Source organism: Mesorhizobium metallidurans STM 2683 (assembly GCF_000350085.1).
GTDB lineage: Bacteria > Pseudomonadota > Alphaproteobacteria > Rhizobiales > Rhizobiaceae > Mesorhizobium > Mesorhizobium metallidurans.
This window is the reverse complement of record NZ_CAUM01000049.1, coordinates 1-10,030: the sequence shown is the minus strand read 5'-3', so window position 1 is coordinate 10,030 and position 10,030 is coordinate 1. Positions and strand designations below refer to the sequence as shown.

Sequence of the window (10,030 nt, the reverse complement as noted above, 5' to 3'; positions counted from 1 at the left end):
TGACGACTGTCCTTAGGGCCGCGAACTTCGGTCTAGTCCGGCCAGCGTGATGAGCATCGGTGCAAGCCCCGTGCTTGTCTTTTGGCCTGGCAGGATTGAATGACAGATTTTGAACAAAAGGAATTTGTGCTCGCGGGCGTCGTCATGAAGCGGTTGGTCTCAGGCGAACAGACGAATGGTTCATTCTGTCTGTTCGAAAACAGAAGCAGCGGCCAGACGAAGACGCCGATTCATGTTCATGCGGATGACGACGAGACCGTTTACGTCATTGAAGGACAGTTGACCGCAGTTTTGGATGGCGAAGCCCGAACGCTCTCGCCGGGCAAGAGCATCTTTTTGAAGCGCGGTATCCCGCATCAGCTCATGAACAACGGCAGTCGGCCCGTTCGCTACATCCTGATAGGCACGCCAAGTGTGTTCGAGCAGTTTCTCGCCGAAGGCGGTCATGAACTCCGCAAGGGAGAGGTCGTCGGGCCGCCTGCACCTGCCGATATCGAGCGGCTCAAGGCAGCCGCGCCGAGGTTTGGGATTACCCTTCTGCAGGACTGGCCAGCGAGAAAATAAATAGCTTCGTGACGTGGCTCGGATCGGACACTAAAATCTTGCCGGAGCGACCGCCATCGGCAACGGGTGTTCGCCAGGTCTATTTGTCCGTGACGATCTTGACCTTGTCGCCGGCCGAAACCGCAGCACCTGGTGACAGCGCGTTGATCACCCTGAACAGATCGAGCTTGCGGTCGACTCCCACCATCTGCGCGGCGAGCGAACCCATGTTCTGGCCCGGCTGGACGGTGACGACACGGATATGCAGCGGCTTCAGCGCCGCCTTTTCGGTCGGGCTCAGGATGCGGAACGAGCCGCTGACCGAACGCGCCACCCCATCGAGGGTGGTGCTGGCGGACGGGGCCGCTGTCAACAGCCGGTAGACCTGGCCGCCGGCGCGGATCACCGCGATGTCGAACTGCCAGCCTTCGGCGCCGGCTTGTGCGGTCGCCGCCTCATTGCCGTTGATCGTCTCCTGTTTCACGCTGCTGTCGTCGAGACCGGCCACCCAGCCGCTGCGGATATAGTCGGTCAGCGGGCGGGCCTTGTCTATCGACACGCCGTCGAAGCGGATCGCCATGTCGCCTGGCCCGGTCGCTGTCACCGCTGCCGCCGAATTGTCGATGATGAAGCCGTCCGGCACCGAGAACGACACGCCGAGCCCCGGGTGCAGGAAGGTTTCGCCGCGCACATAGCCTTCCTCCGGCGTGTCGCCATAGAGCAGGCCGTCTATGCCGGCGAGGAAGGAATCGCGGTCGCGCGAGCCGACGCCGGGCGCGCCGAACTGGCGGGCGTGGCGCTGCGCCAGATCGATGCGCTGCGGCGTGTTGGGATGCGTGGCCAGGAAGTCGAGGCTGGCGTCGGTGGCGCCGCTGATCGAGCGGAAATCGGTGTAGGCCGACATCGACTGCAGGAAGCGGCCGGCGGCATAGGGGTCGAAACCCGCCTCGCCGATCGACTTGATGCCGATGGCGTCGGCCTCAAGCTCCTGATTGCGAGAGAATTGCGCCAGCCTGAGCTTGCCGCGGATCAGCGCTGCCTTGGCGGTCGGGCTGTCGCCGAGCACGTCGGAGACGACCTTGGTCGCCAACCCTTCCTCGGCCTCCAATTGCTGGCGCTGCAGGCCATGGTTTGCGGTGACATGGCCCATTTCATGCGCGATGACCGCGGCAAGCTCGGCCGAATCGTTGGCCAGCGCCAGCAGGCCGCGCGTGATGTAGAGATAGCCGCCCGGCAATGCGAAGGCATTGACGTTGGGCGAATTGAGGATGGTGATGCGGTAGGTCTGGGTCGGGTTGGCCGACACCACGGTCAGGCGGCCGACAACCTTGGCGACCATGCGCTCCAGTCTGGGATCGGAATATTCGCCGCCATAGGTGGCAAGGATACGCGGATGCTGCGCCTTCGCCATTTCAGCGAGCTTGCTGTTGGCGGCGACATTATCGACCGTGATCGGCTTGTCGGAAGGCTGGAAGCCGGATTCCTGGACCTCGGGAGGCGTGAACATCTGGCAACTCGCCAGCGCCACGGCAAAGCCGGCCAGCACGAGAAAGCGCGCCAGCGGATTCATGCTCACTCTGTCGGTGCCGATTGGCAGAACAGCTTCCTTTCGGGTCTCAACGCATGACTCCGAAAATCGATGCCGATTTTCGGAAGCACCATGCGCAAAATCAAACTGCTACGCGCCCCTTTCGCGTCGAACAGGACGCGTGGCGCCGTAATGGCAAATCACAGCCTGCGCCGGACTGGTATGGGCCGACCTAGCCACACTACTCGGACCATGGCAAGCAAACGCCGCATCGCCTGAAGCTGGTTTGGCCATAAATTATGTCCGCTTCCGGGCAACATCTCGTGATCCGTCGCCAAACGGACCTGCACCGAGATAGCGCTGGAAGGCTTCCGGTCCAGAGCGGCCGAAGAAATCGGCGGCGACGCCCGTCGCGGCAACCGTGCCATTGTCCAGGAACACCATGTTCTGGCCGATGTGGCGCGCATCTTCCGGCTGGTGCGTGACGAACAGCACCGTCATGCCCCGCTCCGCATGGACGCCGGCCAGCAGATCGAGCATGTCATCGCGCAAGGCCGGCCCAAGCGAGGCGAACGGCTCGTCGAGCAGAAGCACCGGCCGGTCGCGCACCAGGACGCGTGCGAGCGCCACGCGCTGCCGCTCGCCGCCCGAGAGTTCGCGCGGCAGACGCTGTTCCTTGCCGGCGAGGCCGACGCGCTCGAGCGCCTCGGCGACCGCGGCATGGTCGGCCTCGGTCAGCCTGAGCGAAGGCAAGCGGCCGAGCCCGACATTGCGTTCGACGGAAAGATGGGCAAAGAGATTGTTTTCCTGGAACACCATCGACACCGGCCGCGCCGAAGGCGGTTCGGTACCGACATCGGCGTCGCCGATCATCACGCGTCCCGATCGCGGCGTCTCGAAACCGGCCACCAGATTGAGCAGCGTCGATTTTCCCGAGCCGCTCGGCCCCATGATGGCGGTGATCTTCGACGCCGCAAACTCGACATCGAACAGGAACGGTGTTTCGCCATAGCTGAACGAGACTTGTTCCAGCCGCACCGCCGCGCCTTTGTCCGCTCCGGCAGCGTTCCCGGCAGAGGTCATGTTCTTTCTCCTCGTCCCAGCCAGTCAGCCGCAAGGACCAGCGCGAGGCAGACGAAACCGAGCAGCAGTGCCAGCCCGGCGGCGTCAGCCGTGCGATAGCTGCCCATGCGCGCCAGCAAGAGATAAGGCAATGTCTGCACCGAATCGCTGCCGAACAGCGCAATGACGCCGAGATCGCCGAGCGACAGCGCCATGGCGAAGGCGAAACCGGTGGCAAGCGGCCGCCTGAGCGACGGCCAGTCGACCAATCTTAGCCGGCTCCAGCCGGATATGCCGAGCTGTGCACAGAGCTGTTCATGGCGTTCGCTCGCCGCATCATAGGCGGGGCGGACGGCGCGGACGGCAAAGGGCATTGCCATCACCGCGTTGACGGCGACGACCATGACCGGAGCGATGGCAAAGACATCGGTGACCGCGCGCAGCAACAGGAACCAGCCGGCGCCGATGACGATGGGCGGCACGACGAGGACGAAGCCGGCGCCGGTATCGGTGGCGTGTTCGAGCAGTGTCCTGGCGCCAATGCCGCGATTCAAGGCCAATGCCCGCCGCGCCATGATGAGCGACAAGGACAGCGCCACCGAAAGCAACGCCGACAGCAAGGAGAGCATGGCGCTGGTCAGTGTCGCCTGCCGCACCGCGCTCTCGCCGGCCAGCCTGCCGAGATCGGCGCCAAGGCCTGAAACCACCGTGGCCGCCATCGGTCCGGCGACGAACAGCAGCGCGGCAATGATCACCAAAGCGTTCAGCAACGTCTCGGCAGTGCCTGCCGAAAGATACCGGCGCGGCGCCACCGGCAAATTGGCGTCGCCGACCGTATTGGCGCCAAGCCGCATCAATGCCAGAACCACCATGAAAGTCAGGCCAATCTGCAGCAGTGTCAGCGTTACCGCGCGGGCCGGATCGAAATCGAAGCGCAAAGCCTGGTAGATGGCGACCTCCAGCGTCGTCGCAGCCGGCCCGCCGCCCAGCGTGAGCACGATGGTGAAAGAGGTGATGCAGAGCATGAAGACGAGCCCGGCGACGCCAGGTAGTGCTGCCCTTAGCACCGGCCATTCGATCAGCCGGAAGGCCGGCGCCGCCCCCATGCCGAGCTGGCTCGCCAGCCGCCACTGGTCGGCCGGCACCGTTCCCAGCGCCTCAAGGAACAGCCTCACGCTGAGCGGCAGATTGAAGAAGACATGGGCGACGAGGATGCCGGACAGACCGTAGATGCCGGGCCAGCTCTGGCCGCCGATCTGGCTGAGAATGCCGGCGAAATAGCCGGCCCTGCCGTAGAGGGCCAGAACGCCGAGCGCCGCGACGATGGCCGGCAGCGCCAGCGGCAAGGCAAAAAGCTGCAGGATGAAGCTGCGGCCGAAAAAGCGCGGGTGCCGCGACAGGGCACGTGCAACGAACAGCGCCGGCACGACGGAAAGCAGCGTCGACAGAAGTGCCTGCCATAGGGTGAAACGGACAACGCGCAGGAGATAGGGATCGAAGGCCGACGCCGCGCCGGACAGGTCGCGTGTGCCTTCGAGGACCAGCCCGGCGAACGCCCCGCCAATCAAAAGTGCTATCGCCGCCAGCGCGAGGATGCCGGCTGTGACGCGGGAGTCGGCAGGATGGCGAATCTGCATTTCGCGTTACCCAACACTGCGATGGGTGTTGAATGGCGGAAATGCTTGGCGGAGGTCGAGTTCCCGCCCACCCCCCTCTGGCCTGCCGGCCATCTCCCCCGCAAGGGGGGAGATTGAACACTCAGCCGCTTTCGCCAATCTCCACGGTGACAGGGATGAGCGGGGCGGCGAAGCTGCCGATCTCCCCCCTTGCGGGGGAGATGGCCGGCAGGCCAGAGGGGGGTGGCGTGGAGCGAACACCATGCAGAAATCTAAAGCTTCATTTGCTCATCACCGCCAGCCATTCGTCCACCCAGGCCTTGCGGTTGGCCGCGACCTCGCCGGGGCTGAACAACAAGGTCTTGGTCGGCTTGACCAATTTGTCGAAAGCCGGGTTGAGAGGCTTGTCGGTCTTGCCGGCCGGGAACATCCAGTTGGTCTCGGGAATGACGTCCTGGAATTTCGGCCCGGTCATGAAGGTCAGGAACTTCTGCGCCAGCGGGTTCTTGGCGCCTGATGTGGTGATGCCGGCGACCTCGATCTGCAGATACTCACCCTCCTCGAAGGAAGCCGCCTGGTAGCGTTCGCTGTTTTCGGCAACCATATGGTAAGCCGGCGAAGTGGTGTAGGACAGCACCATCGGCGCCTCGCCCTTGGTGAACAACCCGTAGGCCTCGCTCCAGCCCGGTGTCACCGTGAGAACCTTGGCCCTGAGCTTCGCCCAGGCTTCCGCCGCCTTGTCGCCATAGACCGACTTCACCCACAGAAGCAGGCCGAGGCCTGGCGTCGAGGTGCGCGGATCCTGGATGACGATCTTGTCGGCGGCATCGCCCTCGACCAGCTCCTTCAGGCTCTTCGGCGGCGTCTTCAGCTTCTGGGTGTCATAGACGACGGCGAAATAGCCATAGTCGAACGGCACGAAGGTATCGTCGCTCCAGCCGCCCGGCACATCGACATCCGAAACCCCGCCATGCGGCGCAAACAGCCCGGTCGCCTTGGCCTCGGCGGTCAGGTTGGTGTCGAGGCCGAGCACGATGTCGGCCTTGGTTGCCGCCCCTTCCAGCTTGACGCGGTTGAGCAACGCCACGCCGTCGGCGACCGACACGAAATCGACAGTACAGCCGCATTCGGCCTCGAACTCCTTCTTCACCGCGGGGCCTGGACCCCAGTCCGCGGTGAAGCTCTCATAGGTATAGACGGTGAGTTTGTCCTGCGCGGATGCCGGCACCGGGCCAGCGAGCACTATTGCCGAGATAACGGAGTATAAAAACGTGCGCATCGGCGCCTCCTTCGTTCGCGTTGAAAGGAATTGAGGCGTCGGGATGTCCGAAACGTCTAATCCCTCCGCCGGTACAAACCGGATCAGGTTCAGCGGGTTGGCAGGCTTGCCTCTCAGCCGGTCCGCGAAGATCGCGTCCGGCACCCCGTTAGAGCGTTTCGACACATAGGCCCGGCCGAAGTGCCGCGCAAGCGGAAGTTTGCCGGCAGCCGAGGCATGGCCTTGCGTTTCGCCTTCCGTTTCTTGGACAGGGCTGGTAAGGGCCACGCGATATGAGCACATTCACCATCCTGCTTGGCGGCGATCTCATCCGCACGCCGCTGCTCGACCGCCAGGTCGAAGGCTCGCGCGTCATCGCTGCCGATGCCGGCATCGGCCATGCCCGGATGCTGGGCCTCATCCCGGAGCTCTGGGTCGGCGATTTCGATTCCGTGCCGGCCGATTTGCCGGACGATCTGGCTTCCGTGCCGCGAAAAGTGTTTCCGGCCGAGAAGGACATGACCGACGGCGAACTCGCCATTGCCGCCGCCCTCGAACGCGGTGCGACCAGCCTCGTGCTCGCCGGCGCCTTCGGCGGCAAGCGCGCCGACCACGCCTTCCTGCATCTGGCGCTCGGCGTTCGGCTGGCTGAGGAAGGGACGAAGGTACTGTTGACCAGCGGCGCCCAGGAAGGCGTCCCTCTGTTGCCGGGCAAGGCAGGCTTCGATTATGCCGGCGGCACGCTGTTCTCGATCCTCGGCTTCTCCGACCTTTCCGGCTTGACCGTGACCGGCGCCAAATGGCCGCTGAACCATGTCGAAGTCGCGTTCGGGTCGTCGCTGACCATTTCCAACGAGGTCAAAGGCCGGCTCGAGATCGCACTGGGCCATGGCCGTGCGCTGCTGCTCGCCCATCCCTACCCGCTTCCCGAAAGTTGATTTATGGCGCCGCCGCTTCTTAATCTCGACGGGATAAAGCTGACCTTTGGCGGCACGCCGCTGCTCGATGGCGCTGAGATGACGGCATCGGCGGGCGACAAGATCGCCCTGGTCGGCCGCAACGGCTCCGGCAAGTCGACGCTGCTGAAGATTGCCGCAGGTCTGATCGAGCCACAGGACGGCGAGGTGTTCCGCCAACCTTCGGCCACGGTGCGCTATCTGCCGCAAATGCCCGACATGGATGGTTTCGCCAATGTCCGCGCCTATGTCGAGGCGGGGCTCGGCCCTGCCGACGATCCCTACCGCGCCACCTATCTGATGGAGCATCTCGGCCTCTCCGGTGAGGAGCGGCCGAACGACCTTTCCGGCGGCGAAGCGCGGCGCGCCGCGCTCGCCCGCGTCATGGCGCCCGAGCCCGACATTCTTCTCCTCGATGAGCCGACCAACCATCTTGACCTGTCGGTCATCGAATGGCTGGAAGAGGAGCTTAACCGTACCTCTTCGGCGCTGGTCGTCATCTCGCACGATCGCCGTTTCCTTGAGCGCGTGTCACGCGCCACCGTCTGGCTCGACCGCGGCCGGACCCGCAGGCTCGACAAGGGCTTCGGCCATTTCGAGGAATGGCGCGACCAGGTACTGGAGGAGGAAGAGCGCGAGCAGCACAAGCTCGGCCGGCAGATCGTGCGCGAGGAGCACTGGCTGCGCTATGGCGTGACGGCGCGGCGCAAGCGCAACATGCGCCGGCTCGGCGAATTGCAGACCATGCGCCAGCGCTTTCGCGGCCATCGCGGCGCCGAAGGCACGGCGGCCATGGTGGCCAGCGACGCGGCGGAATCCGGCAAGCTGGTCATCGAGGCGAAGAACATCGGGAAGAGCTTTGGCGATCTTACGGTGGTCAAGGGGTTTTCGACCCGCATCCAGCGCGGCGACCGTGTCGGCCTGGTCGGGCCGAACGGCGCCGGCAAGACGACGCTTTTGAAGATGCTGACCGGCGAATTGCAGCCGGATGCAGGCACGGTGCGGCTCGGTACCAATCTGGAGACCGCCACGCTCGACCAGAAGCGCGAGGCCGTCGATCCGCAAGAGACGCTGGCCAGCTATCTGACTGACGGACGCGGCGAGAACCTCGTCATCAATGGCGAGCAGCGCCACGTCGTCTCCTACATGAAGGATTTCCTGTTCAAGCCGGAACAGGCGCGCACGCCGGTGCGCGAGCTTTCCGGCGGCGAGCGGGCGCGCCTCCTGCTCGCCCGCGTGCTGGCGCGGCCGGCGAACCTCCTGGTGCTCGACGAGCCGACCAACGATCTCGACATGGAGACGCTGGAACTGCTGCAGGAACTGGTCGCCGGCTTTGCCGGAACGGTGATCCTGGTCAGCCACGACCGCGATTTCCTCGACCGCACCGTGACCAGCGTGATCGCACCCGACGGCGGCGGCCGCTGGATCGAATATGCCGGCGGCTATTCGGACATGCTGGCGCAACGCGGCGGCACCAGGCTCGACGACCGCAAGGCGCGGACGAAGGCCGAGAACGGTGACGCACCGGCGCCTGGCAGGAACGAGCCCGCTGCGCCAAAGGCTCCGGCGAAAAAACTATCGTTCAAGCAGAAATTCGCGCTGGAATCCCTGCCCAGGAAGATCGAGGCGGTGACGGCCTCGATCTCGCGGCTGGAAAACAACATCGCCGACCCCGCCTACTACGAACGCGACCCGGCCTCGTTCCAGAAGACCATCGCCGCGCTCGACAAGGAGCGCGCCACGCTGGCGGTGCTCGAGGAGGAGTGGCTGGAACTGGAGATGCTGCGCGAGGAGATGGAGGAGTAGGGATTGCATGCGTGCTTTTATGCGCCTATCTTATGCGCATGAATGAGAGTTGCTCCATGCTTCAATCGTCTCCAAAAGCTCAACGAAAATCGGTCAACACCTCCATTGACTCCAGATTGATCGAAGACGCTAAGGCGTTGGGTATTAATATGTCTCGCGCCGCCGAGGAGGGTATCGCCAAGGCGATTTCAGCAGAAAAAACACGCCGGTGGCAAGAGGAAAACAGGGAAGCGATCGAGAGCTCCAACGATTATGTCAGGCGCAACGGACTGCCATTGGCCAAGTACCGGCTGTTTTGATGGCACGCTACGATCTTTACAGGAATGTCGAAGGCGATGCTTATCTACTCGACGTTCAGTGCAATCTTCTCGAACATCTCAACATACGCGTTGTCGTGCCGCTGTTGCCGCCAAATAATGCGCCCGTACCGGGACGCCGCCTGAACCCGGTCTTTGTCATCGATGGGAAAGACTATGTGATGGTCACCCAATTCATATCGGCCATGACAGATTCCGAACTGCGCCAAGCCGATGGCAATCTGTCAAAGCACCATGACGACATCGTCACGGCACTCGACATGCTGTTCCAGGGCTTCTGAGCCGAAGGGGAGCTTTGGGTTGGGAGGCGCGCCGAGCCTCAGCCCGCCGTCTTGGTTTGCCAGGCCTTCAGCGCCTCGTCGAACACCTTTTCGCCCGGAATGCCTTTTTCCATGGTGAGCAAGGCCCGCCGGCCCGTCTTGTAGACGACTGGCACGTCGATCCAGTCCTGGCCTCTGAGCAGGGTCAGATTGGCGTCTTCGTCCGCCTTGGTGTCGTTGAGCGCGACCAGGAAGAAGCCGTCGGCGATCTTGGCCGGGATGCCGATCAGCGGGCTGCCGGCGTCCTGTTCGGAACTCTTCATGGCGACGCGCAGGATGTTGTCGACGCCGCCGCCATCGAAGCCCTCGGGTGTCAGGAAGATCATCTCGATAATGTGGCTCGCCGGCAGCGTCTGGTCGGTGTTGCGGCGGATGGTCATGCGCAACTGAACATCTTTGCCGGGGATGGTCGCCTCGGCGCGGATCGCCGGTTCGGGCGGCAGGTTACCGCCAGGCGATTCCTGCACCAGCGACCAGACGATGCTGCCGGGCTCGGCCGAGCCCTGGGCGGTGCTGGTGCGCTCCTCGTAGAAGATCGCCTTCTGGCCGACCGGCACTGCCGTTTCCGCCGGTGCCGCTGTCGGTGCAACCGGTGCGGCACCTGGGGCCGGAGCTGCCGGAGCG

The 10,030-nt window shown here is 64.0% G+C and carries 9 protein-coding genes, 1 pseudogene and 1 riboswitch; of the genes and pseudogenes, 5 read left to right on the top strand and 5 right to left on the bottom strand.

The window, feature by feature from the left end:
* Positions 1 to 99 precede the first annotated feature (99 nt).
* Positions 100 to 564, top strand: a complete 465-nt coding sequence (locus MESS2_RS08715) for a cupin domain-containing protein (RefSeq protein ID WP_040592537.1) — start codon at positions 100 to 102, stop codon at positions 562 to 564.
* 79 nt (positions 565 to 643) lie between these two features.
* Here MESS2_RS08715 and MESS2_RS08710 read toward each other — a convergent pair whose 3' ends face one another.
* The 4 genes from MESS2_RS08710 to thiB all read right to left on the bottom strand — a co-directional run bounded on the left by MESS2_RS08710 (position 644) and on the right by thiB (position 6,028).
* Positions 644 to 2,113 (bottom strand): M48 family metalloprotease, encoded by a 1,470-nt coding sequence (locus MESS2_RS08710; protein ID WP_008873812.1) that lies wholly within the window; start codon positions 2,111 to 2,113, stop codon positions 644 to 646.
* A gap of 255 nt (positions 2,114 to 2,368) precedes the next feature.
* Positions 2,369 to 3,154 (bottom strand): thiamine ABC transporter ATP-binding protein, encoded by a 786-nt coding sequence (thiQ, locus tag MESS2_RS08705; protein ID WP_008873811.1) that lies wholly within the window; start codon positions 3,152 to 3,154, stop codon positions 2,369 to 2,371.
* Entirely contained in the window at positions 3,151 to 4,770 is a 1,620-nt protein-coding gene (gene thiP / locus MESS2_RS08700; protein ID WP_008873810.1) for a thiamine/thiamine pyrophosphate ABC transporter permease, read from the bottom strand. The genes thiQ and thiP overlap by 4 nt, the downstream gene beginning before the upstream one ends.
* Positions 4,771 to 5,029: 259 nt before the next feature.
* Positions 5,030 to 6,028 carry a thiamine ABC transporter substrate binding subunit gene (thiB, locus tag MESS2_RS08695; RefSeq protein WP_008873809.1) on the bottom strand — a complete coding sequence of 333 codons (999 nt, stop codon included), beginning with the start codon at positions 6,026 to 6,028 and terminating at the stop codon, positions 5,030 to 5,032.
* A 43-nt stretch (positions 6,029 to 6,071) separates the two neighbouring features.
* A riboswitch (TPP riboswitch) is annotated at positions 6,072 to 6,186 on the bottom strand.
* 114 nt (positions 6,187 to 6,300) lie between these two features.
* On the opposite strand from thiB, the gene MESS2_RS08690 reads away from it, so the two are divergent.
* From MESS2_RS08690 to MESS2_RS08675, 4 genes are read left to right on the top strand one after another with little or no spacing between them, the layout of a single operon-like run.
* On the top strand, positions 6,301 to 6,945 hold the full coding sequence (locus MESS2_RS08690; protein ID WP_008873808.1) for a thiamine diphosphokinase: 645 nt from the start codon (positions 6,301 to 6,303) through the stop codon (positions 6,943 to 6,945).
* 3 nt (positions 6,946 to 6,948) lie between these two features.
* On the top strand, positions 6,949 to 8,769 hold the full coding sequence (locus MESS2_RS08685) for an ABC-F family ATP-binding cassette domain-containing protein (RefSeq protein WP_008873807.1): 1,821 nt from the start codon (positions 6,949 to 6,951) through the stop codon (positions 8,767 to 8,769).
* A gap of 56 nt (positions 8,770 to 8,825) precedes the next feature.
* Positions 8,826 to 9,068, top strand: a complete 243-nt coding sequence (locus MESS2_RS08680; RefSeq protein WP_040592538.1) for a type II toxin-antitoxin system CcdA family antitoxin — start codon at positions 8,826 to 8,828, stop codon at positions 9,066 to 9,068.
* Entirely contained in the window at positions 9,068 to 9,367 is a 300-nt protein-coding gene (locus MESS2_RS08675; protein ID WP_008873805.1) for a CcdB family protein, read from the top strand. Before MESS2_RS08680 ends, MESS2_RS08675 begins: the two co-directional genes overlap by 1 nt.
* Positions 9,368 to 9,405: 38 nt before the next feature.
* On the opposite strand, the pseudogene MESS2_RS08670 reads toward MESS2_RS08675, so the two are convergent.
* A pseudogene (locus MESS2_RS08670) lies at positions 9,406 to 10,030 on the bottom strand (hypothetical protein); the annotation flags it as partial.

Excerpts from the sequence above, each read along its gene's own strand:
- MESS2_RS08715 (WP_040592537.1), top strand. The coding sequence starts at position 100 with ATGACAGATTTTGAACAAAAGGAATTTGTGCTCGCGGGCGTCGTCATG.
- MESS2_RS08710 (WP_008873812.1), bottom strand. The coding sequence starts at position 2,113 with ATGAATCCGCTGGCGCGCTTTCTCGTGCTGGCCGGCTTTGCCGTGGCG.
- thiQ (WP_008873811.1), bottom strand. The coding sequence starts at position 3,154 with ATGACCTCTGCCGGGAACGCTGCCGGAGCGGACAAAGGCGCGGCGGTG.
- thiP (WP_008873810.1), bottom strand. The coding sequence starts at position 4,770 with ATGCAGATTCGCCATCCTGCCGACTCCCGCGTCACAGCCGGCATCCTC.
- thiB (WP_008873809.1), bottom strand. The coding sequence starts at position 6,028 with ATGCGCACGTTTTTATACTCCGTTATCTCGGCAATAGTGCTCGCTGGC.
- MESS2_RS08690 (WP_008873808.1), top strand. The coding sequence starts at position 6,301 with ATGAGCACATTCACCATCCTGCTTGGCGGCGATCTCATCCGCACGCCG.
- MESS2_RS08685 (WP_008873807.1), top strand. The coding sequence starts at position 6,949 with ATGGCGCCGCCGCTTCTTAATCTCGACGGGATAAAGCTGACCTTTGGC.
- MESS2_RS08680 (WP_040592538.1), top strand. The coding sequence starts at position 8,826 with ATGCTTCAATCGTCTCCAAAAGCTCAACGAAAATCGGTCAACACCTCC.
- MESS2_RS08675 (WP_008873805.1), top strand. The coding sequence starts at position 9,068 with ATGGCACGCTACGATCTTTACAGGAATGTCGAAGGCGATGCTTATCTA.